Raw genomic sequence first — 20,356 nt, forward strand, 5'->3', positions numbered from 1 at the left:
GCCCGCGCCCATAGAACGAGCGCATGCTGAGCACCCAACTCCTCCACCGGGAATGGACGGCCTTCCGCCGTCCCGGCCGCCTGATCGCCCTGGCGGTGGCGGCCCTCATCGTGATCGCCATCGGCCTGGTCTTCAGCTCCACTGTCGACTGCGGCGATCCCTGCCCGGTCGCTCCGACCGCCGCGGACGGCTCGATCGTCGACGACCAGTTCTGGTTCCACCACCGCGACCTCGGCCCGAACGGCGTCATCACCGTACGGATGACCTCGATGACCGGCACGATCACCTACCCCCCGCCGAACCACGACCAGATCGTCTCCGGCCTGGTGCCGTGGGCCAAGGCCGGGATCATCATCAAGGACGGCGTCCGGCGGGGCTCCTCGTACGCGGCGCTCATGATGACCGGTCACCACGGCGTGCGGATGCAGGCCGACTATCGGCAGGACATCGCCGGGAGCTCGGGCGGCCTGTCGCCGGGATCCCCGCGCTGGCTGCGGCTGACGCGGTCCGGGGACACCATCACCGGCGCGGAGTCCGCCGACGGCCGGAGCTGGCAGACGGTCGGGACGGTACGCCTGGCGGGCCTGCCGGAGACGGTGCGGGCCGGCCTGTTCGCCGCCTCACCCGGTGACCTCACCTTACGGGAGGTCGGACTCGGCGGTGCCATCGAGGAGGTCCGGTTCACGCAGGCCACCGGGGTCTTCGACCACGTCGAGGTGACGGGCGCGGCCGGGGACGAGAACGTGGCGGGCGCGGCCGGCGGCAAGTGGCGCAGCGAGTCCGTCGGCGAGATGAACCACACCGACTGGGAGAAGCACCACACCGCCTCCGGCGCGGTCGAGAAGGACGGCGTCATCACCGTGAGCGGAACCGGCGACATCGGCCCGGGTGGGGGCGATGGCGGCGGCTTGACCGTCACGACCACGCTGTTCGGCCTGGTGATCGCACTGATCATCGTCCTGGTCGTGGCCGCCCGGTTCGGCGCCCGGTCCGGCACGCCGGCTTCCCGCCAGGTCCTGGCCGCGCGGGCCGTGGTGGCCGGCGGCGCGATCTTCGTGGCCGGGCTCGTCGCCGTCGGCGTGGCGGTGACAGCCGGCTTGGCGATCCTGACCGGTAAGGGCGTCAACCTGCAGCCGCTGTCACCGGTGACCGGCGCCCGGGTCGTCATCGGCCTCGCGGCGGTGCTCGCGCTGTGTGGTGTGCTGGCGTACGGGCTGGGGGTCCTGCTGCGGCGCGGCTGGGCGGCGATCCTGCTCGCGCTGGTGCTCGTCGCCGTGCCCTACACGGTGGCCGCGCTGCCGCTGCTGCCCGACACCGTGGCGCAATGGCTGCTGCGGCTCACCCCGGCCGCGGGCTTCGCCGTCCAGCAGACGGCGGTGGAGTATCCGCAGGTGACCGCGCACTACGCGCCGTCCGCCGGATACTTTCCGCTGCCCGGCTGGGCCGGCTTCGCCGTGCTGTGCGCGTACACGCTGGCGGTGCTGTGGCCGGCCGCGAAGCGTACCCCGGCCGGGCCACCCGCGAACTGGCGGTAGCGTCCGGCGCGCATAGGGTAGGGGGGTATAGTAAAGTCGACGGCGGAGCGCGGGAGAGGAGCGGCGAATGGCCGGCTACACCGACAACAAGCAGGACCACCAGCGGCGGTTGCGCCGGGTCGAAGGCCAGGTGCGTGGCCTGCAGCGGATGGTCGAGGACGACAAATACTGCATCGACATCCTCACACAGGTCTCGGCGGCCACCAGCGCCCTGCAGTCGTTCGCCCTGTCCCTGCTCGAAGAGCACCTGAATCACTGCGTCGCCGAAGCCACCCTCCAAGGTGGTCCCGAGGCCCAGGCCAAGGTCAAAGAGGCCAGTGACGCCATCGCCCGACTTGTTCGTTCCTGACCCGGAAGGTTGATCGATATGAGCACCGCCACCTACACCGTCAAGGGCATGACTTGCGGCCACTGCGTGAGCTCGGTCAAGGAAGAGGTCGGCGAGGTCGCCGGAGTCACCTCCGTGGAGGTGGACCTGGCCAGCGGACTGCTGACCGTGGACAGCGAGGGCCTGATCGACGAGGCGAAGATCGTCGCCGCCGTCAACGAGGCCGGCTACGAAGTGGCGAACCGGTGACGCACGGCGATCACTGACGCGAGAAAGGGGTGGTGAAGACCTCCCTGGCCGACGGCAACGTCGTCGAGCTCTCGATCGGCGGCATGACCTGCGCCCGCCCCACCCGCCCCACCCGCCGCCCCGGCGGGTGACGATGGCGACACCTTCGTCGTACGGCCGGGCGAGAAGATCGCCACCGACGGTGTGATCGAGGAGGGTTCCTCGGCCGTCGACGCCTCGACGCTGACCGGCGAGTCCATCCCCATGGAGGTGCGGCCCGGCGACGCGGTCACCGGCGCCACCGTCAACGCGGGCGGTCCTCTCGTGGCCCGCGCGACCAGGGTCGGCGCCGACACCCGGCCCGCCCAGATGGCCAGCTGGTGGAGGCCGCGCAGACCGGCGCGGGTCCAGCGGCTGGCCGACCGCGTCTCCGGCATCTTCGTGCCGATGGTGATCGGCCTCGCGCTCAGGCTGCTCAACCCGATGATCGCAGGTGCGGCGATGGCATTCTCGAGCGTCTTCGTGGTGGGCAACAGCCTGCGGCTGCGGCGCTTCAGGTAACGAAGATCGGAAGATGCCGACCGGCCGGCGTAGAACGGTTTTCGCGAACATCAGTTCGGAAGTGGAACGGAAGAGAAGCGGAAGTCCGATCTCGTAGCCTCCACAGATGTCGGCCATGACCAGGTAAGAGAAGCGCTGACCGAGTGCCGGTGCCTGGTGGCGACGCCCCCGCAAGGGGATCAGGCCACGTCATGGAGGTTTTGTGTTCAGTAGACGTCAGCTCATGCGGACGGTCGCGGTCGGCCTGCCGGCCGCCGTGTTGGGCGGGACGGTTTCGCAAGTGTCCCCTGCGCAAGCGCGCTCAGGGACGGGATCAATCGCCACCGAAGGGTACGAGCCGCCGGTGTGCGCTCCGGGCAGTGGCACGATCATCCAATGGGGTCCGTACAACGCCCCGGCAGTGCCGGAGGCCGGGTTGTCGGGAGTAACCGCCATCTCGGACGGAGCATGCGCGAACCTGTACAACCTGATGCTCAAGGACGGGCGGGTGACCCTCTGGGGAAACCTCAACCTCAATGACCGCAACCAGCAAAGGTTGGCTCGAGTACCTGTCGCGGTGACCAAGGACGTCACGGCGATCGCGACAGCCGGCTCGTATGCCTTCGCGCTCAGAGACGGAGGCGTGATCGTCTGGGGCGGCACCCACGACACCCAGCTGGCCCTCCCCGAAGCGGCGAAATCCGGTGTCACCGCGATCACCGGCGCGAACGGCGGAAACTCCTATGGCCTGTTTCTCAAGGACGGCGGCGTCATCCAATGGAATGGATATGTCGCCGTGCCCGACGAGGCGAAGGAGGGTATCGTCGCGATGTCCGCGAGACGCCATGCTCTCGCGCTGCGGGAGGACGGCCGCGTCGTCACCTGGGGGCCTGACCTTCCCGCGAACCTGACGGTGCCCGCCGAAGCACAGTCCGGTGTCACCGCCATCTCCGCGGGCGCCGGTTTCAGCCTCGCCCTCAAAAACGGTGCCGTGATCGCATGGGGCGACAACGAGTACGGACAACTGGAAGTCCCGTACGAGGCACAGTCCGATGTTGTCGCGATCTCCGCCGGGATCTGGGCCAGCATGGCCCTGACCGCCAGCGGCAAGATCGTCACGTGGGCGTACAACTTCTACGGGCAACTCGACATCCCCGCTGAGGCGCACTGCGGGGCGAGCGCCATCTCGTGCGGGTACGTGTGCATGGTGCTGCTGTGATGGAACTGTCGCGACTCGCCGCGTAGCGAGCGAGCAGTCCTCCGGGATGACGTCCGGCGGCATCGGGTACCAGGGCGCGGCCGCCGGCCACGACGGCCGCGCCCTCATTGGGTTCGGCGGGGGCCCATGGCGCGGGCCGGCATCGCCCCGATCGAGACCCACCAAGTGAACGGCCCCTTCCCGACGCTCTGACCAGGGATGGGACGGGGGGAGCTTGTCGCCGTCTTGTTGCGGCGCCCGGCCCTGTGCGGGCTCAGCGGCCGTATTCCTGGAGGCCCCAAGCCCTGGTCGGCGGGTGGGGCCCACCGGGCTTGCCGTACAAGAGACTGGTCGTAAAGGGTCTTAAGGGCGCGCGGCCAGGGCGGCGGCCTGGTCGCGGAGGGCGCGGCGGCCCGCGGGGGAGTCGGCGTCCTCGCCCAGGATGATACGTGCGAGCTGCGGCATCATCGACTGGAACAACGCCAGCCCCGTCAGCAGGAACAACCTGCGCGCCGTCGCCGCGTCCGGCTCCTCGCCCCGGCCCTCGGCGAGCGAGGCCGTCTTGCGCGCGCAGCGCGCGACGCGGGCCTCCTGGCCGGGCAGCAGGTCCTGGCCGCGGTAGTTGAGCGCCTCCCACATCAGCAGGCGCACCAGGTCGGGGTGCTCGTGGTAGTAGTCGGTCAGCTTGGCCACATAGTCGCCCGGATCGGCGCCCGGCAGCGCGATCTGCGCGGTCAGATCGTCGAGCGCCTCGGTGATGACGGCGTCGAACAGCTTCTCCTTGCTGCCGAAATGGCCGTAGATGCGCTCCTTGTTGACGCCCGCGCGCTCGGCGATGCGATCCACGCGGGCGCCCGCGACGCCGTACGCGGCGAACTCCCCCCGCGCGGCCTCCAGCAGGGCGGCTCGGGTGGCGGCGGTCGAGACCTTGGGTGCCATGGTGTCCATCTTGCCACCACCAACTGGTTGGTTGCAATCCAACCGTCTGGTTGACATCCAACTAGTTGGTTGGCTACCGTCCCGGCACATGGCTATCTCCTTTCCTCGTGTGATCCGCGGCCGTCGCGCCGCCCGCCCAAGCCCACGCCGGGCGCCGGCCACTTGCGATCGAACCGCGCCGACGTCGGTTCCTCGCGACCCTGCGGGTTCCCTTTCGACTGTCATCGCTCGTGAGCGTGTGCGGGCCGAACCCGCCCCGGCTGTCGCGCGGTTCGGGCGGACGATGGTGGCCTTCGTGCTCACCGCGGTCCTGGTCAGCGGCCAGCTGTACGTCGTGATCCCGCTCCTGCACGACATGGCGGCCGGTTGGGGCGCGTCCACCGGCGCCTTGACCTGGCTGGTCACCGCCTTCGGCATCGGGTACGGCGTTGGCTTCCTGGTGTTCGGTCCGTTGTCCGACCGGTTCGGGCGCAGGAGGCTGCTCCTGCTGGGACTGCCGCTGGCCGCCGTCACCACCGCGCTGGTGGCGTTGAGTCCCTCGCCGGAGGCGGCCTTCGTGCTGCGGGCGCTGCAAGGGGTGGCCGTGGCGATGTTCCCGCCGGCGGGCATGGCGTACCTGGCCGAGCGGGTCGAGCCCAGGCGCAGGGTCGTGGCGATCGCCGCGGTGACCGGCGCGTTCCTCGCCTCGGCCGTACTGCTGCAGGTCGCCGCCCAACTGCTGGTGGGTGTGCTCGGCTGGCGCGGGCTGTTCGGGCTGTCTGCGGCCGGGTTCGCGCTGGCCGCGCTCGGGCTGCGCGCCGTCATGCTGCCCGACCTGCCGCGGGAGGGGTCGGGGTCGCTGTTGTCGGTGTACCGGTCGGTGCCGGGGCTGCTGTTCGACCGGGTGTTGGTGCTGCGGTACGTCGCGACGATCGTGCTGATGGTCGGCTTCGTGGCCGTCTACACGGGATTGCAGATCTACGGCATGGCATCGCCGAGCGAACTGCTCCTCCTGCGCGCCGGTGGCCTGCCCTCGATCGTGCTCGTACCGCTGCTCATGCCCTGGCTGGGCCGGATCTCAGCGACCACGCGGGCCGTGGCGCTGCTGTTCGCGGGGGCCGTCGCACTGGCCGTCATCGGCTGGACGGCCGCCGCCGCACTCGGGCTGGTGCTCCTGCTCGCCGTCTATGTCGCCTCGATCACCGGTGGCCTGCCGAGCCTCAACGAAGCGGTCTCCGCGCGGGCGGGACAAGCGCGTGGCACGGCGCTGGCGCTGTTCTCCTTCGCCCTGGCCGTCGGTGGCAGTGTCGGCCCGCAGGTGGCCGCCGCGTTCGGTGGGTTCGGCCCGCTCATGTACGGCCTGGCGATCGCGATGGCCTTGGCCGCCGCGGCCGTACTGGCCTCGACCCTGTCCCGAGGCCGTTGACGCGTATGCCGGGCTTCCGGTGATGGGCTACTGGCCGGTAGGGTGTTACCAGTGGTAACGGTCGGCTCTGAGTGACCGTACCGTGAGCGTGGTCTTGGGTGTTTGGCGGGATTTTTCAGGGAGTAACAGCATGGGCGGCTTCTGTCCGGAGTTAGGCGACGACGTCGCCGAGGTGCGGGACTGGGTGCATACGTTCGCCCGCGACGTGATCCGCCCAGCAGGCGCGGAGTGGGACGAACGCGAAGAGACCCCCTGGCCCGTCATCCAGGAGGCCGCCAAGATCGGCCTGTACTCGCTGGACTTCTTCGCCACCCAGTGGTTCGAGGAGAGCGGCCTGGCGCTGCCGGTGGCGTTCGAGGAGATCTTCTGGGGCGACGCGGGCATCGGCCTGTCCATCGTCGGCACCGGCCTGGCCGCCGCCGCACTGTCCGCGAACGGCACGCCGGAGCAGATGGGGGAGTGGCTTCCGCAGATGTTCGGCACGGAGAACGACGTCAAGCTGGGCGCCTTCTGCGCCTCCGAACCGGACGCGGGCTCCGACGTCGGCTCGATCCGTACCCGTGCGGTGTACGCCGGCGGCGACTGGATCCTGAACGGCGTCAAGACCTGGGCCACCAACGGCGGCATCGCGAACGTCCACGTGGTCGTCGCCTCCGTCGAACCGTCACTGGGCACCCGAGGCCAGGCCACCTTCGTCATCCCACCCGGCACCCCCGGCCTGTCGATGGGGCAGAAGTTCCGCAAACACGGCATCCGCGCCTCCCACACCGCCGAGGTCGTCCTGGACGACGTCCGCGTCCCCGGCTCCTGCCTCCTCGGCGGCAAGGACAAACTCGACGCCCGCCTCGCCCGCGTCCGCAACGGCGGACGCGCGGGCGAGCAGGCGGCGATGCGTACCTTCGAGACCACCCGCCCGTCGGTGGCCGCGATGGCCGTCGGCATCGCCAGGGCCGCCTTCGAGTACGCCAGGGACTACGCGCGCGAACGCGAGCAGTTCGGCCGCAAGATCGGCGAGAACCAGGCGATCGCCTTCCTGCTCGCCGACATGGCGACCCGCGTGGACATGGCCCGCCTGCTCACCTGGCGCGCGGCCTGGATGGCCCGGATGGGCCGGCAGTTCGGGCAGGCGGAGGGCTCGATGTCGAAACTGGTGGCGGGGGAGACTGCGGTGTGGGTGACGGAGCAGGCGATCCAGATCCTGGGCGGGGCGGGGTATACGAGGGAACATCCGGTGGAACGCTTCCACCGGGACGCGAAGATCTACACCATTTTCGAGGGGACGTCCGAGATCCAGCGGTTGATCATCGGCCGGGCCGTTACCGGCTTGCCGGTCCGCTGAGTAGCTGCCGATCGATGGCCTCGCGGACTCGGTTGTGCGACGAGGGCAGCATGTGCGCATGGACACGGAGCGTAAGCGCCGGATCGGTGTGCCCCAGGTACTCGGATAAGTCCTTGATTGTCACGCCACCCGCCAGAGTGACGCTGGCGAAGTAGTGGCGAAGCTGGTGCGTGCCCTGCTGCCGATTGTTGAGGTACTGACGCCGACCATGTGCGTCCCTGGTCGGCTCGGGAAGGACCCCAGCCGCGACCAGCGCAGGCTTCCAGACGGTCAAGTCGTAGTTCCGGTGCCGGACGTGTAGATCGTCGGTGGCCCAGCGGAACAGCATGTTGTGAGTACGCGGTTTCCCAGTGGGCTTTTCCCAGGGCAGGGTGTACGGCCGCGGTTCGTGGGCGAGCAGTGTGACACGCCGGATCATCCAGCGTATGGATTCGGCAGAGGCGGCGTTCTACCTGGACCCGCCGTACCTCCGTTCGACGAGGAACGTCAGCGGAGAGATGGAGGCCGACGACCAGCACCGTCACCTGCTGGAGCTGCTGAACTCCTGCCGGGGCGCGGTTGTCCTGTCGGGGTACCGGTCGGAGCTGTACGACGAGGTGCTGTCCGGGGGCGTCGCGTTGACTATCGGGTGCGTCAGGCGTCTTCGGACCTACGCGCCGTCGCGGTCGAATCGATCTGGGTCAACCAGTAGGCAGTGGCAAGCCGTTGCAATGGCAGTCGTGGACACCTCTGGAATCCGCTGTTCGTCAACGGACTAGTAGACGATGCGGGTCCCTACCACGTAGGACCACACCTTGGTGTTCTTGTTGCCATAACCATCGTCACCGGCGGCGTTGACCACCCATCCCATGCCGTCGTCGGTGGGGCGGTTCTTGGTCGTGGTGACCGGCCGATAGGCTTCGAGACCACCACCGGTGAGCGTGTAGCCCTCGGGAACGTTAACCACGATGTCCTGACCGTTCGCCAGGCCGGCCTTCGAGTACACGACCTTGCTTTCCAGCCTGCCCTTCTTTGCGTCGAGCTGCCCGGTGGCTCCCTGTAGGGCACCCTTTGCGGCTCCGGTGATGGGGTTCGTCATGGTGTTATCTCCTGTCTCCCCATGATTGATACACAGACAACTATCTGTGCTGTGAGGTGTGCTTATGGGTATTGCCGTGCTGGCAGGTGTGTCGAGGGCACTGGTGCCAACGCCGTTCGAAGATTAGGTCTTGAGCTGCCTACCCGCTTCCGGACACGGACCCAACTCGTGGCGACACGTTCGGCGAACGAATTGTCACGATGCCGACCAGGTCACGAAACACTGCCCTACACGGCCGCAATCAGCGCGCCTCAGGCATCCCTATGCCACGCACGGACGACCGGCGCTCGCCTGCGATCTAACCATCCTTCCTCTTCCGGAGGTGTCGTGCCTGGCATCGTCTCGCAGACGTACCACATGGTTCCGGTCGGCGACCTTGAGCCGCATCCGGACAACCCCCACCAGGGCGACGTGGACGTGATCGCCGAGTCGATCGAGAAGAACGGCTTCTACGGCACCGTCTTGGTCCAGAAGTCGCGGATGCGGATCATCGCCGGTGAGCATCGCTGGCGCGGCGCGAAGGCCAAGGGCCTGGGCCAGATGCCCGTCCTGATCCTCGACGTGGACGACGCTGCCGCGCTTCGCATCCTCCTCGCCGACAACCGCACCGCAGAGATCGGCGGGTACGACGATCAGGCCCTTGCCGAGCTGCTGCGCAGCCTCGACGACCTCGACGGCACCGGGTGGACAGAGCAGGACCTCGACGACCTGGCCGAAGCAATCGCCGCCGACAACGCGGTGGCACTCGCCCCCAACCGCGCTCCGGGCGCGGGTGGCCGTGCCGACCAGGCTGGCACTGAAGACGAGGAGGAGTTGCCCGAGCCGGGCGACGCCGAGTCCCACACGCGGCCTGTCGTCTGGGGCGTCGTGGTCACCTGCGACAGCGAAGCGCAGCAGGTGCAGCTCCTCAACCAGCTTGCCGGTCAGGGCTGGAACGTCCGCGCCCTGATGTAACCCCTGCCGCCCGCTACCCCTTGGAAGGTCGTGCTGTGCGAGCCGAGATCACCGTATCGGCACCGGTCCACAAGACCGCCCGAGTGCTGCAACCGCAGGGCCTGTTCGACGTGCCCGTGGAGGAGCGGATGAGCAACTCCTGGGCCATGGGACGGCATGTCCATCAAGGACATCGTGGCGCTGCTCGGCGCGGTTGGCCTGTCCTCGCCGCCGGCGTGGCTTCGGCCATACCGGACCCTGTCCAACGGGAGGCGTTCCGCGCGTCGATCGCGCGGGCCTTGGCCGAGTCGGGCGACCTGGTCGTCATCGACGAGTTCACGTCGGTCGTGGACCGCCAGGTCGCGAAGGTCGCCGGCATGTCCGGCTGGGGTTCCGCCTGCCACGATGATCAGGTAGTGCTCAACCGGGGTGGCGCCGGCCGAACCATCCGGCATGGTGTCACGCCCTCGCGCGTGCACCCGAAGCCGGTAGAAGCCCTCCCCCTGCCAGGCAAGGTTCGGGAGTTTGGGGAGGTCTCCATCGAGCCCGCAAACGATGAGCGATCCGCTCGTGGATTCGATGGAGACCTCGACGATCTCCTCCCAGCTGTCCAGATCGCGAGGCGGAGGCCCCTCAGCCAGTTGCACCGTGACGTCAACGGCACCGATGGAGATGCCCGTGAGAATCGTCGCGCCATCCGGCTCATCCGCCACTGCGATGTCGCGGCCGGCGAGGACGCGGCCGTGAAGATCTGGGCCTCGGGGGCCACGGGGGAAGCCTCGGCCCCGCACCGGGCGACGCGTCGAGCAGCGGCGGCGACCTCGACTCGGTCACGGGGCTCCGGGACTACTACGACCCGGACGACGGCCTCTCGATCTCGAAAGGCCGCACCGTCTCATGGCAAGACATCCTGAGCCGCTGGGCGCTCGTCGAGCCCGACCTGCACGAGGTGTACGGCATCGACCTCGGCGAGCTGCGCGCCAGATCGTGGAGATGGCTGCGGACACGGTTGCACGGCCTGCTGACGTGTGACTCGCGTCTGGCCCGCGCCCCGGACCCCGGCGAGCGACGGTGAGGCGCCGCTTTCTCGACGGGGTCTGTAGCGCGAGATGGAGGCCGGGTTTTCAGCACGCGGCTCGGCTAGCAGAGCAGCCGTCGTGCGGACTCGACAGTTCCCATGGGGGTTCTCGCCACGGTGTAGTAGTTTCCGCGGCCCGACCGGCTGCAGTACGCATACGCCGTAACTGGGCTGGTTCCCCTAGGGCAGCAGGCAACCTGCCTGTCGAACCCGCCTGAGACGTCTATCCAGATCTCTACCGTGATGGTCTGGCTACCACATGATCCGATGCCCGTGATCACGTCGCCGTTTCGTCCAGGTGCGTAGGCCCACGGCCGGTATCCGTTGCAGTCGGCAGCCACCTGTGCCGCCTGTGCGCTCGGTGCCGCCGACGCGGCTGGCGACCCCGCCAGGACACCGGCCATAACGGCAGCCGCGGTGGCGATGGCCGCCAATACTTGCTTGAGACGCATAGATCACTCCATCGCTCGATGTAGTTGGATCACACACAATGAGCATCGGATCTCCTTCCATGCCGGACCAGGGCAGCAACAGGACATCTGCCGGACACTTACTGGCCGATCGGAGCGGGTGTGCTCGAACGGCTTCCGGCCGCTGGCTTCACCCCACCCCGAACCCCAGGAGGTGAATCCCGGTGGGCCCGTCCCAGGCGGGCTCGGCGGCGGCCGCGCCTCGTCCCGGACTGTGGTCAACGTGACGAACCACTACCCGCAGGCGGAACCCACGAGCGGGAGCGTGAACCGCAGCCTCCAGTACGTCGGCGCGATGGGAGCCTCTGAGGGTGCCGAGCTACTCACTCGACGGCGTGCCGCTGGACCACCCGGCCGGCTGCTGGCGGACCAAGAAGGGGACACAGCGCAGGCCCTGGCCCGGCGCGCGGGCCGTCAAGGTCAGCGTGCCGGGCCGGCGCGGGGACATCCCAGTCGTCGGCCTCGATCTGGAGGCCACGACGTTCGGCCTGACGTTCAAGGTCACGTCGGCCAACCCTTCGGGAGCGAACGGCGGCTACGAGCAGATGGAGCGCAACCTGGAGGCCCTGTCCGCACTCCTCGGTACCCGGCACCGGCTGATGAAGCTGCGCTACCAGGCAGGCAGCCTCGTCCGCGTCGCCGACGTGACGATCACCGCCGCCAGTGAACCAGAGGTAAACACCGGCGCCGCGACCGCCCCCATCACGGCCGTGGTCGAGGTGCCGGGCACGCTGTGGCGGGACGAAGCCGAACCCACCTGGGCCGGGGCACCCAACCAGCTCGCCCAGGCGGTGACCACGCTCGCAGGCTCGACCGGGCCGATCACGGACGCGCTGCTGCGCTTCGCCGGCCCTGCCGTGCAACCGTCGATCGGGGACGTCGCTCTGCCGCCCGCGCCCTGGATTTCGCAGCAGCTTGAAACCATATTTCGACTATCTGAAATCAGTCTCGCGGATGGTCCGGGCCAGTGGGGCTCGCGTCTAGCGTGGACCCGGATGAACGTGTCACGAGAAAAGAGACCGCCTATGATCCGCCGACAGGTCGGCGTGCTGGACGATGGCACCCTGGCGGGCCCTGACGCGCGGTCGCAGACGCGGCAGATCTTCGCCGACATCGAGCGGCTGCTCGACTCCCTCGCCGTCGGACACGAGCACCTGGTGAAGCTGATGACGCTGGTGGCGGGGCACTGAGCACTTGGACGGCTGCAGAGCCGCCCGCCAGGAGGTGTTCGGCCGGTGGTATCCGGACGGCGACTGGCCCGCGCACTCTCTCGCGGTGGTCGCCGCGTTGGCGACCACCGAGCTGGCGGTGGAGATCGAGGGCATGGTCGTGGTCCCGCGCCGATGACTCCGGCGCGGTTCCGCGAGCTGTTCCCCGCGCCTGACATGGCTGAAGGCCACCCCGGCGGCGGGGTGGCGAACTCGCCGATGACAGCGGCGATCCAACCCCCGAGGAACGTACGGCCCGCGGCCACCTAGCTCACGGTGAAACGTGAGGGGCGGCGCAATGGCCGTGGGTCCACCGTCTCCAGGGCGGAGGCGAGGCGGATGAGCACGGCCTCGTCCCAGGGACCCGCCACGAGCTGGGCGCCGATGGGGAGGCCGGTGGGGGAGGTGTGCAGCGGAAGGCTGATCGCCGGCAGGCCGGTGATGTCGCAGACCGCGGTGAAGGAGATCATCTGGGTTTCGGTGATCCGCAGAAACGACGGGCCGGTCTCTGGACGGAACCGGCCGATATCTGGCTAATCCGACACCCTGCTGGAAGTCCTCGCAAACCAGTCTTGACATCCGCATGCCGCGCCCTCAATCTGTTGCGTATAGCGCTAGACGTTGCTCGTTGTGAAACCGGGGTGTGACAATGATCCCAGCGTGCCCTCTTGCCTCACTACCGCGAGGTGAGGCCCTCCGTCTAGATGTCGATCCGCCCATCGCGGTCTTCCACACAGATGAGGGCGACATCCTGGCGATCGACGACACCTGCACCCATCAGGACGCCTCACTGGCCGACGGCTGGCTGGAGGGCTGCGAGGTCGAGTGCCCGCTGCACGCCTCGCGGTTCAACCTGCGCACCGGCGAGGTGGACGCTCCTCCCGCGAAGCGGCCGGTCCGCATCCACCAGGTCGTCGTCGAGAACGACGTCATCTACGTCGTGCTGTCGGACGCGCCGCCCAACCTGCCGCCGGGCATCACCCTGAAAGGGCAGGCGTGAAGACGGTCTGCGTGGTCGGCGCCTCGCTGGCCGGGCTGCTGACGGCTCGGGCCCTGCGGAGCCAGGGCTACGGGGGGCGGCTCGTCGTCGTCGGCGCCGAGGAGCACCGGCCCTACGACCGGCCACCCCTGTCCAAGGACTTCCTCAAGGGCACGATCGGCGAGGACGATCTGGCGCTGGAAGGCGGCGACGAGCAGCAGGACATCGAATGGCGGCTGGGCGTGGCCGCCACCGGCCTGCAGGCGACCGCCCGCCGGATCGCGCTGAGCGACGGTACGTCGCTCGTGGCGGACGGCATCGTGATCGCCACCGGCGCGGCCGCACGCACGCTGCCGGGGACGGAGGCGCTACGCGGTGTGCACACGCTGCGCACCCTCGACGACGCTCGCGCGCTGCGCGCCGACCTGGCGACCACCAGGAGGCTGGTGGTGATCGGCGGCGGCTTCATCGGCGCCGAGGTCGCCGCCAGCGCCCGCGAACTCGGCCTCGACGTGACCCTCGTCGAGTCGGGGCAGGCGCCGCTGGCCGGCGTGATCGGCCTCACGATGGGGCACGCCATCGGCGACCTGCACGAACGGCGCGGCGTCCGGCTGGTACACGGCGCGTACGTCACCGAGGTGACCGGAACGGACCGGGCCGATGGTGTACGGCTGGGCGACGGCACGTACCTGCCCGCCGATGTCGTGGTCGTCGGGATCGGCGCGGTGCCCAGCATCGGCTGGCTCCACGGAAGCGGTGTCGAACTGGGCGACGGGGTGCTGTGCGACGAGGGCGGTGGCACCTCCGTGCCGGGCATCGTCGCGGTCGGCGACTGCGCGGCCTGGTACGACCCGGCATGGGGCAGGCACCACCGGGTCGAACACTGGACCGGCGCCCGCCAGCGGGCCGCGGTCGCCGCGGCGACGCTGCTGTCCGGCGGCACCGCCCGCCCCGAGCCCGCGCGCCCGGCATACTTCTGGTCCGACCAGTACGACGTGAAGATCCAGTTCATCGGGCACGCGGGCGACGCGGACACGGTGACCGTGGAGGAGGGCGACCCGGCGAACCACAGCTTCCTCGCCGTCTACCGACAGGGAGACCGGCCGGTGGCGGTGCTGGGCGTCAACCAGGTCCGGCTGTTCACCCGCTGGCGCCGCCGTTTGGAGACCGTGCCGGTCCAGACCGGCTGAAACAGGAGTGAACCATGACTCATGAAGTGCGCGGCGTGGTCGCGATGGGCAAAGGCAAGCCGGTCAGCCTGGAGACGATCCTCGTACCGGACCCAGGTCCCGGCGAGGCGCTGGTCAAGGTGCGAGCCTGCGGTGTCTGCCACACCGATCTGCACTACCGCGAAGGCGGCATCAACGACGACTTCCCGTTCCTGCTCGGCCACGAGGCCGCCGGAGTGGTCGAGGCCGTCGGCCCCGATGTCAGCGACGTGGCGCCCGGCGATTTCGTGATCCTCAACTGGCGGGCGGTGTGCGGGGCCTGCCGGTCCTGCTTGAGGGGTCGCCCGCAATACTGCTTCGCCACCCACAACGCCACCCAGAAGATGACACTGGCGGACGGCACGCCGCTCAGCCCCGCGCTCGGCATCGGCGCGTTCGCCGACAAGACGCTGGTGGCCGCCGGGCAGTGCACCAAGGTCGACCCGGCCGCCTCCCCGGCCGCCGCCGGGCTGCTCGGCTGCGGCGTGATGGCCGGGCTGGGCGCCGCCGTCAACACCGGCGCGGTCAGCCGCGGCGACTCGGTCGCGGTCATCGGGTGCGGCGGCGTCGGCAACGCGGCGATCGCCGGAGCACGGCTGGCCGGCGCTACGACGATCATCGCCGTGGACGTGGACGACAGGAAGCTCGCCTGGGCGCGTGGCATCGGCGCGACCCACACGGTGAACGCCGGGCAGGCCGATCCCATCGAGCGGATCAGGGAGCTCACCGGTGGCTTCGGCGCCGACGTCGTGATCGACGCCGTAGGCCGGCCGGAGACGTTCAAGCAGGCGTTCTACTCCCGGGACCTGGCCGGGACCGCTGTCCTCGTGGGTGTGCCCACCCCGGAGATGACGCTGGAACTGCCGCTGCTCGACGTCTTCGGCCGCGGCGGCGCGCTGAAGTCGAGCTGGTACGGCGACTGCCTGCCGAGCCGCGACTTCCCCATGCTCGTCTCCCTCTACTTGCAGGGCCGCTTCGACCTCGACGCGTTCGTCACCGAGACCATCGAGTTGGGCGATGTCGAGGACGCCTTCGCCAAGATGCACCACGGCGAGGTGCTCCGCTCTGTGGTGGTGCTGTGATGCGGATCGAGCGCCTGGTCACCTCGGGCACTTTCAGTCTGGACGGCGGGAGGTGGGAGGTCGACAACAACGTCTGGCTGCTGGGTGACGACGACCAGGTCCTCGTGATCGACGCGGCGCACGACGCCGAGGCGATCGCGCGGGCCGTGGGCGACCGCCGGGTGGCCGGGATCGTGTGCACGCACGCCCACGACGACCACGTGAACGCCGCCCCCGAACTGGCCGCGCGCACCGGTGCACCGGTGCTCCTGCACCCGGACGACGAGCCGCTCTGGAAGCTCGCGCACGTCGGCGCCGTGCCGGACGGTCCGCTGGAGAACGGGCAGATCCTCCGGATCGGCGACGCGGTCGTGCACGTCCTGCACACTCCCGGGCATGCCCCGGGAGCGGTGTGCCTGTACGTGCCCGAGCACGGCGTGCTGTTCTCCGGTGACACCCTCTTCCAGGGCGGCCCGGGGGCCACGGGCAGGTCGTACAGCGACTTCCCCACGATCATGGCGTCGATCAGCCGGTCCCTGCTCACGCTGCCCCCGGAGACGGTGGTTCACACGGGGCACGGCGACGACACCGGCATCGGAGCCGAGGCTCCGCAGCTCGAGGACTGGATCCGCCGAGGACACTGACCCGGCCCGTTACACAGAGGAGTAGTCCCGTGACCACTTCAACCACCTCCAGCGTGATCCCCACCCTCCCGGGCCGCTACTACACCGATCCGGAGATCTTCGCGCTGGAGCAGAAGAACATCTTCGAGACGATGTGGTTCTGCGCGGTGCGCTCGTCCGACCTGCCCAGACCAGGCGCCTTCAAGACGGTGCGGGTCGGCGCCGAGAGCATGCTCATCAGCCGGGCACGCGACGGGTCGGTCCGCGCCTTCTTCAACGTCTGCCGCCACCGGGGCGCCACTTTGCGCACTGAGGAGTCGGGCGAGGTCAAGCGGGCCTTTCAGTGTCCATATCACGCGTGGACCTACGACCTCGACGGCAAGCTGATCGCGGCGCCCAACCTGACCAAGATGAACGACCTGGACCGGGTGCAGTACGGGCTGGTCAAGGCGCACGTGCGCGAGTGGCTCGGCTACGTGTGGGTCTGCCTGGCCGACGAGCCGCCGCTGTTCGAGCGGGACGTGCAGGGCGCGGTGGCCGAGCGGCTGGGCGCGCCGGACCTCATCGACAACTACGACGTGGCCGGATTGTCGGTGGGCCGGCGGATTGTCTACGACGTCAAGGCCAATTGGAAGCTCATCGTCGAGAACTTCATGGAGTGCTACCACTGCGCCACGATCCACCCTGAGCTGACCGAGGTGCTGCCCGAGTTCGCCGACGGGTTCGCCGCACAGTACTTCGTCGGCCACGGCGCGGAGTTCGGCGAGCGGATCGAAGGCTTCACCGTCGACGGCTCGGCCGGACTCGACCGCATCCCGGGCGTGAATGAGGACCAGGACCGGCGCTACTACGCCATCACCATCAAGCCGCAGGTCTTCATCAACCTGGTGCCCGATCACGTCATCCTGCACCGGATGTTCCCGCTCGCGGTCGATCGCACGGTGGTCGAATGCGACTGGCTCTACCTGCCCGACGTGGTGGCCACAGGCAAAGACCTGGACAAGTCGGTCGAGCTCTTCCACCGGGTCAATGAGCAGGACTTCGACGCCTGCGAACGCTGCCAGCCCGCCATGAGCTCGCGTACGTACCGCGACGGCGGCGTGCTGGTGCCGAGCGAGCACCACATCGGCGCCTTCCACGAGTGGGTCCAGGACCGGATCGGCTGATGGTGACAGGCGGGAACGAAGACGAGGGACTCAGGGTCGGCCCGCCCAAGGAGTGGGCGGGCGGCCTGCCCGCCGTGGGGCACGCGCTGGAGATCGCCCATCGCGAGATGGGCGCCGCCCGAACCGTGCGCACGCTGCTGCGGGTGAACCAGAAGGACGGCTTCGACTGTCCCGGCTGCGCCTGGCCCGAGAGCGAGCACCGCAGCCCCGCCGAGTTCTGCGAGAACGGCGCGAAGGCCGTCGCCGAAGAGGCCACCACGCGCCGGGTCGGGTGGGAGTTCTTCGCCGCGCACCCGGTGGCGGACCTGGCCGTCCGTAGCGACCACTGGCTCGGCAGGCAGGGCCGGCTGACCGAGCCGATGCACAAGCCGCCCGGCGCGGAGCACTACCAGCCGATCACCTGGTCGCGGGCGTTCGAGATCATCGCCAGGGAGTTGCGCGCCCTCGACGGCCCCGACGAGGCCGTCTTCTACACCTCCGGCCGCACCTCCAACGAGGCGGCCTTCGCCTATCAGCTCCTCGTGCGCAGGTTCGGCACCAACAACCTGCCTGACTGCTCCAACATGTGTCACGAGTCCAGCGGCTCGGCCCTGACCGAGACACTGGGTATCGGCAAGGGCACGGTGTCGCTGGAGGACCTGCACCGGGCCGAGCTCATCTTCGTGGTGGGCCAGAACCCCGGCACCAACCATCCCCGCATGCTCACCGCGCTGGAGCGGGCCAAGCGTGGCGGGGCGCGGATCATCGCGGTCAACCCGCTGCCCGAAGCGGGCCTGCTGCGCTTCAAGAACCCGCAGCGCCCTTCGGGGGCGGGCCGCGGTACCGCGCTCGCCGACCGGTTCCTGCAGATCCGGCTCAACGGTGACATGGCGCTGTTCCAGGCGCTGTCCCTGCTGCTCATCGACAGCGCCGACCGGGCCTTCATCGACGAGTACACCTATGGGTTCGAGGTGTGGGAGAAGCACCTTCGCGCGCTCGACTGGGAGAAGGTCCTCCAGGCGACGGGTCTGACCCGGGCGGAACTGGAGGAGACGGCGGGTGAGGTCCGTACGGCTCGCTCGGTCGTCGTCTGCTGGGCGATGGGCCTGACCCAGCACCGCAACTCCGTGGCGACGATCAGGGAGGTGGTCAACTTCCTGCTGCTACGCGGCAACGTCGGTCGGAGCGGGGCGGGCGTGTGCCCGGTGCGCGGCCACTCGAACGTGCAGGGCGACCGGACGATGGGCATCTACGAGAAGCCGTCCGCGGCCTTTCTCGACGCGCTGCGCGAGGAGTTCGGTTTCGAGCCGCCCCGCCGCCACGGCCTCGACACGGTCGAGGCGATCCGTGCCATGCGTGATGGGGCGGCCAAGGTCTTCTTCGGCCTGGGCGGCAACTTCGTCCGGGCCACGCCCGACAGTGACGTGACGGAGGCCGCGCTGCGCCGTACCAGGCTGACCGTGCAGGTGTCCACCAAGCTCAACCGCTCCCACGCGGTGTGCGGCGAGGAGGCGCTGATCCTGCCGGTGCTCGGGCGCACCGAGCGCGATCCCGGCGGCTATGTGACCGTCGAGGACTCGATGGGCCTCGTCCACGCCTCCCGGGGCAGGCTCAAGCCCGGCTCCCCGGACCTGCTACCGGAAGTGGCCGTTGTCAGCCGGCTGGCGCGCGAGCTCTTCGCTGACGACCCGCACGTGCCGTGGGCGGAGTTCGAGCGCGACTATGGCGCGATCAGGGACCGCATCGCGCGGGTCGTCCCCGGGTTCGAGGACTTCAACGCGCGGGCGCCCGCCGGGTTCGCGCTGCCCAACGCGCCGAGGGATGAGCGCCGCTTCCCGACCGCGACGGGGAGGGCCAACTTCACCGTCAACGAGCTGGAGGTGCTGCGGGTGCCTCCCGGCCGGCTGTTGCTGCAGACCGTCCGCAGCCACGACCAGTACAACACCACGATCTACGGGCTCGACGACCGCTACCGCGGGGTCAAGGCGGGCCGCCGGGTGATCTTCGTACACCCGGACGACCTGGCCGAGCGCGAGCTGGCCGACGGCGAACTGGTTGACCTGGTCAGCGAGTGGCCCGACGGCGGGCGCACGGCCGCGGGGTTCAGGGTGATCGCCTACCCCACGGCCCGAGGCTGCTGCGCGGCTTACTTCCCAGAGACGAACGTGCTGGTGCCACTCGACTCGGTGGCAGAGACGTCCAACACCCCGACCTCGAAGAGCGTGGTGATCCGGCTGCTCAGGGCTGGCCCGCGTAGCCCAGCCGGTGGCTGATCTCATCGGCGCCGCTGATGAGGGTGGGGGCGAGTTCGTGGATGCGCTCGACGCTGAAGCGGTAGGCCGGCCCCGAGACGCTGATCGCGGCGACGACCTCGCCGTGATAGGAGCGGATGGGCGCGGCCATGGCGTTCAGTCCCTCTTCGAGCTCCTCCAGGCAGAAGGCGTAGCCCGTCTGCCGTGTCTGCGCGAGCTGCAGCTCCAGCGCGTCGGGGTCGACCATCGTCTTGGGCGTGAAGCTCTCGAGTTCGCCGTCCGACAGCAGCCGGGCGCGTTCGCTGAAGTCCTGGTAGGCGAGCAGCACCTTGCCGCTGGAAGTGGCGTGCAGCGGGGTGATCTGGCCGACCCAGTTGTAGGTGGTGATCGCCGAGGGGCCGCGCACCTGGTCGAGGTTGACCGCGTGGGCGGAGCGGAGCACGGCGATGTTCACCGTCTCGCCGATCTCCCCGGCCAGCCGGTTGCAGATCGGCCGGGCGCGGCCGGTGATGTCCATCTGCGTGCTGACCCCGCCGGCCAGCCGGATGATGCCGAAGCCCAGACGGTATTTGCCGCGGTCCTCGGCCTGTTCCACCAGACCGCGCGCCTCGAGCGCGCCGAGCAGCCGGAAGGCCGTCGACTTGTGCACGTCGATCTCGGCGGCTACCTCGCTCACGCCTGCCTCGCCGCGCTGGGAGAGGATCTCCAGCACGCTGATCGCCCTGTCGACCGACTGTACGCCTCCGCTGCCCGCATCGTTGCTCATAGCGAAACTGTAAGTGCAACGGGGAACTTCGTCGATTCGCTAT

General features: G+C 69.2%; 22 protein-coding genes and 1 pseudogene. 17 read left to right on the plus strand and 6 right to left on the minus strand.

The genetic code is table 11. The annotated features are described in order from the left end of the window. The first annotated feature begins 23 nt into the window (after positions 1–23). From ACIBO2_RS29430 to ACIBO2_RS29450, 5 genes and pseudogenes are all read left to right on the plus strand, one after another. The gene (locus tag ACIBO2_RS29430; RefSeq protein WP_397300943.1) at positions 24–1,535 is read left to right on the plus strand and encodes a hypothetical protein; all 1,512 of its coding nucleotides are present in this window, start codon (positions 24–26) and stop codon (positions 1,533–1,535) included. A 67-nt stretch (positions 1,536–1,602) separates the two neighbouring features. Then, a complete protein-coding gene (locus ACIBO2_RS29435; protein WP_358552784.1) occupies positions 1,603–1,884 on the plus strand; it encodes a metal-sensitive transcriptional regulator in 282 nt (93 codons plus the stop codon). A gap of 18 nt (positions 1,885–1,902) precedes the next feature. Then, positions 1,903–2,112 (plus strand): cation transporter, encoded by a 210-nt coding sequence (locus ACIBO2_RS29440; RefSeq protein WP_358552782.1) that lies wholly within the window; start codon positions 1,903–1,905, stop codon positions 2,110–2,112. Positions 2,113–2,247: 135 nt separating this feature from the next. Continuing rightward, positions 2,248–2,619 (plus strand): annotated as a pseudogene (locus ACIBO2_RS29445) (heavy metal translocating P-type ATPase); the annotation flags it as partial. A gap of 256 nt (positions 2,620–2,875) precedes the next feature. Beyond that, entirely contained in the window at positions 2,876–3,850 is a 975-nt protein-coding gene (locus ACIBO2_RS29450; RefSeq protein ID WP_358552780.1) for a hypothetical protein, read from the plus strand. Between the two features lie 342 nt (positions 3,851–4,192). Here the strand turns inward: ACIBO2_RS29450 and ACIBO2_RS29455 are convergent, their stop codons facing one another. Further along, on the minus strand, positions 4,193–4,777 hold the full coding sequence (locus tag ACIBO2_RS29455) for a TetR family transcriptional regulator (protein WP_358552778.1): 585 nt from the start codon (positions 4,775–4,777) through the stop codon (positions 4,193–4,195). A gap of 229 nt (positions 4,778–5,006) precedes the next feature. Between ACIBO2_RS29455 and ACIBO2_RS29460 the strand changes: the two genes are divergently transcribed. Continuing rightward, positions 5,007–6,173: an MFS transporter gene (locus ACIBO2_RS29460; protein WP_358552776.1), complete on the plus strand. Its 1,167-nt coding sequence runs from the start codon at positions 5,007–5,009 to the stop codon at positions 6,171–6,173. Positions 6,174–6,303: 130 nt separating this feature from the next. After that, a complete protein-coding gene (locus ACIBO2_RS29465) occupies positions 6,304–7,512 on the plus strand; it encodes an acyl-CoA dehydrogenase family protein (protein ID WP_358552774.1) in 1,209 nt (402 codons plus the stop codon). On the opposite strand, the gene ACIBO2_RS29470 is transcribed toward ACIBO2_RS29465, so the two are convergent. Further along, positions 7,490–7,840, minus strand: a complete 351-nt coding sequence (locus ACIBO2_RS29470; RefSeq protein WP_397300949.1) for an integrase — start codon at positions 7,838–7,840, stop codon at positions 7,490–7,492. The two genes, ACIBO2_RS29465 and ACIBO2_RS29470, sit on opposite strands and share 23 nt — an antisense overlap. A 97-nt stretch (positions 7,841–7,937) precedes the next feature. Between ACIBO2_RS29470 and ACIBO2_RS29475 the strand changes: the two genes are divergently transcribed. After that, complete coding sequence (locus ACIBO2_RS29475) at positions 7,938–8,270, plus strand: hypothetical protein (protein WP_358552771.1); 333 nt, start codon at positions 7,938–7,940, stop codon at positions 8,268–8,270. On the opposite strand, the gene ACIBO2_RS29480 is transcribed toward ACIBO2_RS29475, so the two are convergent. Beyond that, complete coding sequence (locus ACIBO2_RS29480) at positions 8,267–8,590, minus strand: hypothetical protein (protein WP_358552769.1); 324 nt, start codon at positions 8,588–8,590, stop codon at positions 8,267–8,269. The genes ACIBO2_RS29475 and ACIBO2_RS29480 overlap by 4 nt on opposite strands. A gap of 327 nt (positions 8,591–8,917) precedes the next feature. On the opposite strand from ACIBO2_RS29480, the gene ACIBO2_RS29485 reads away from it, so the two are divergent. Then, positions 8,918–9,544 carry a ParB/RepB/Spo0J family partition protein gene (locus ACIBO2_RS29485; RefSeq protein ID WP_397300953.1) on the plus strand — a complete coding sequence of 209 codons (627 nt, stop codon included), beginning with the start codon at positions 8,918–8,920 and terminating at the stop codon, positions 9,542–9,544. On the opposite strand, the gene ACIBO2_RS29490 is transcribed toward ACIBO2_RS29485, so the two are convergent. Then, a complete protein-coding gene (locus ACIBO2_RS29490) occupies positions 9,514–10,236 on the minus strand; it encodes a hypothetical protein (RefSeq protein WP_397300956.1) in 723 nt (240 codons plus the stop codon). The two genes, ACIBO2_RS29485 and ACIBO2_RS29490, sit on opposite strands and share 31 nt — an antisense overlap. A 1,146-nt stretch (positions 10,237–11,382) precedes the next feature. On the opposite strand from ACIBO2_RS29490, the gene ACIBO2_RS29495 reads away from it, so the two are divergent. Next, entirely contained in the window at positions 11,383–12,261 is an 879-nt protein-coding gene (locus tag ACIBO2_RS29495) for a RidA family protein (RefSeq protein WP_358552763.1), read from the plus strand. A gap of 4 nt (positions 12,262–12,265) precedes the next feature. After that, complete coding sequence (locus tag ACIBO2_RS29500; protein ID WP_358552761.1) at positions 12,266–12,418, plus strand: hypothetical protein; 153 nt, start codon at positions 12,266–12,268, stop codon at positions 12,416–12,418. A 127-nt stretch (positions 12,419–12,545) separates the two neighbouring features. On the opposite strand, the gene ACIBO2_RS29505 is transcribed toward ACIBO2_RS29500, so the two are convergent. Beyond that, positions 12,546–12,749, minus strand: a complete 204-nt coding sequence (locus tag ACIBO2_RS29505; protein WP_358552759.1) for an amidase family protein — start codon at positions 12,747–12,749, stop codon at positions 12,546–12,548. Between the two features lie 179 nt (positions 12,750–12,928). On the opposite strand from ACIBO2_RS29505, the gene ACIBO2_RS29510 reads away from it, so the two are divergent. The 6 genes from ACIBO2_RS29510 to ACIBO2_RS29535 are packed head-to-tail and all read left to right on the plus strand — an operon-like array spanning position 12,929 to position 19,568. Further along, the gene (locus tag ACIBO2_RS29510) at positions 12,929–13,279 is read left to right on the plus strand and encodes a bifunctional 3-phenylpropionate/cinnamic acid dioxygenase ferredoxin subunit (protein WP_358552757.1); all 351 of its coding nucleotides are present in this window, start codon (positions 12,929–12,931) and stop codon (positions 13,277–13,279) included. Continuing rightward, complete coding sequence (locus ACIBO2_RS29515) at positions 13,276–14,448, plus strand: NAD(P)/FAD-dependent oxidoreductase (RefSeq protein WP_397300961.1); 1,173 nt, start codon at positions 13,276–13,278, stop codon at positions 14,446–14,448. The genes ACIBO2_RS29510 and ACIBO2_RS29515 overlap by 4 nt, the downstream gene beginning before the upstream one ends. Before the next feature lie 14 nt (positions 14,449–14,462). Continuing rightward, a complete protein-coding gene (locus ACIBO2_RS29520) occupies positions 14,463–15,548 on the plus strand; it encodes an S-(hydroxymethyl)mycothiol dehydrogenase (protein ID WP_397300964.1) in 1,086 nt (361 codons plus the stop codon). Continuing rightward, positions 15,548–16,171 carry an MBL fold metallo-hydrolase gene (locus ACIBO2_RS29525; protein WP_397300967.1) on the plus strand — a complete coding sequence of 208 codons (624 nt, stop codon included), beginning with the start codon at positions 15,548–15,550 and terminating at the stop codon, positions 16,169–16,171. Before ACIBO2_RS29520 ends, ACIBO2_RS29525 begins: the two co-directional genes overlap by 1 nt. 29 nt (positions 16,172–16,200) lie before the next feature. Continuing rightward, on the plus strand, positions 16,201–17,316 hold the full coding sequence (locus ACIBO2_RS29530) for an aromatic ring-hydroxylating dioxygenase subunit alpha (RefSeq protein ID WP_397300969.1): 1,116 nt from the start codon (positions 16,201–16,203) through the stop codon (positions 17,314–17,316). Further along, positions 17,316–19,568: an FdhF/YdeP family oxidoreductase gene (locus ACIBO2_RS29535; protein ID WP_397300972.1), complete on the plus strand. Its 2,253-nt coding sequence runs from the start codon at positions 17,316–17,318 to the stop codon at positions 19,566–19,568. The genes ACIBO2_RS29530 and ACIBO2_RS29535 overlap by 1 nt, the downstream gene beginning before the upstream one ends. Here ACIBO2_RS29535 and ACIBO2_RS29540 read toward each other — a convergent pair. Then, entirely contained in the window at positions 19,534–20,313 is a 780-nt protein-coding gene (locus tag ACIBO2_RS29540) for an IclR family transcriptional regulator (RefSeq protein ID WP_358552745.1), read from the minus strand. The two genes, ACIBO2_RS29535 and ACIBO2_RS29540, sit on opposite strands and share 35 nt — an antisense overlap. Positions 20,314–20,356 lie beyond the last annotated feature (43 nt).

Source organism: Nonomuraea sp. NPDC050022 (assembly GCF_044460705.1).
Classification (GTDB): Bacteria; Actinomycetota; Actinomycetes; order Streptosporangiales; family Streptosporangiaceae; genus Nonomuraea.

Coding starts and splice junctions, on each gene's coding strand:
- ACIBO2_RS29430 (WP_397300943.1), top strand. CDS start 24: ATGCTGAGCACCCAACTCCTCCACCGGGAATGGACGGCCTTCCGCCGT.
- ACIBO2_RS29435 (WP_358552784.1), top strand. CDS start 1,603: ATGGCCGGCTACACCGACAACAAGCAGGACCACCAGCGGCGGTTGCGC.
- ACIBO2_RS29440 (WP_358552782.1), top strand. CDS start 1,903: ATGAGCACCGCCACCTACACCGTCAAGGGCATGACTTGCGGCCACTGC.
- ACIBO2_RS29450 (WP_358552780.1), top strand. CDS start 2,876: ATGCGGACGGTCGCGGTCGGCCTGCCGGCCGCCGTGTTGGGCGGGACG.
- ACIBO2_RS29455 (WP_358552778.1), bottom strand. CDS start 4,777: ATGGACACCATGGCACCCAAGGTCTCGACCGCCGCCACCCGAGCCGCC.
- ACIBO2_RS29465 (WP_358552774.1), top strand. CDS start 6,304: ATGGGCGGCTTCTGTCCGGAGTTAGGCGACGACGTCGCCGAGGTGCGG.
- ACIBO2_RS29470 (WP_397300949.1), bottom strand. CDS start 7,840: ATGCTGTTCCGCTGGGCCACCGACGATCTACACGTCCGGCACCGGAAC.
- ACIBO2_RS29475 (WP_358552771.1), top strand. CDS start 7,938: ATGGATTCGGCAGAGGCGGCGTTCTACCTGGACCCGCCGTACCTCCGT.
- ACIBO2_RS29480 (WP_358552769.1), bottom strand. CDS start 8,590: ATGACGAACCCCATCACCGGAGCCGCAAAGGGTGCCCTACAGGGAGCC.
- ACIBO2_RS29505 (WP_358552759.1), bottom strand. CDS start 12,749: ATGATCTCCTTCACCGCGGTCTGCGACATCACCGGCCTGCCGGCGATC.
- ACIBO2_RS29510 (WP_358552757.1), top strand. CDS start 12,929: ATGATCCCAGCGTGCCCTCTTGCCTCACTACCGCGAGGTGAGGCCCTC.
- ACIBO2_RS29520 (WP_397300964.1), top strand. CDS start 14,463: ATGACTCATGAAGTGCGCGGCGTGGTCGCGATGGGCAAAGGCAAGCCG.
- ACIBO2_RS29525 (WP_397300967.1), top strand. CDS start 15,548: ATGCGGATCGAGCGCCTGGTCACCTCGGGCACTTTCAGTCTGGACGGC.
- ACIBO2_RS29535 (WP_397300972.1), top strand. CDS start 17,316: ATGGTGACAGGCGGGAACGAAGACGAGGGACTCAGGGTCGGCCCGCCC.
- ACIBO2_RS29540 (WP_358552745.1), bottom strand. CDS start 20,313: ATGAGCAACGATGCGGGCAGCGGAGGCGTACAGTCGGTCGACAGGGCG.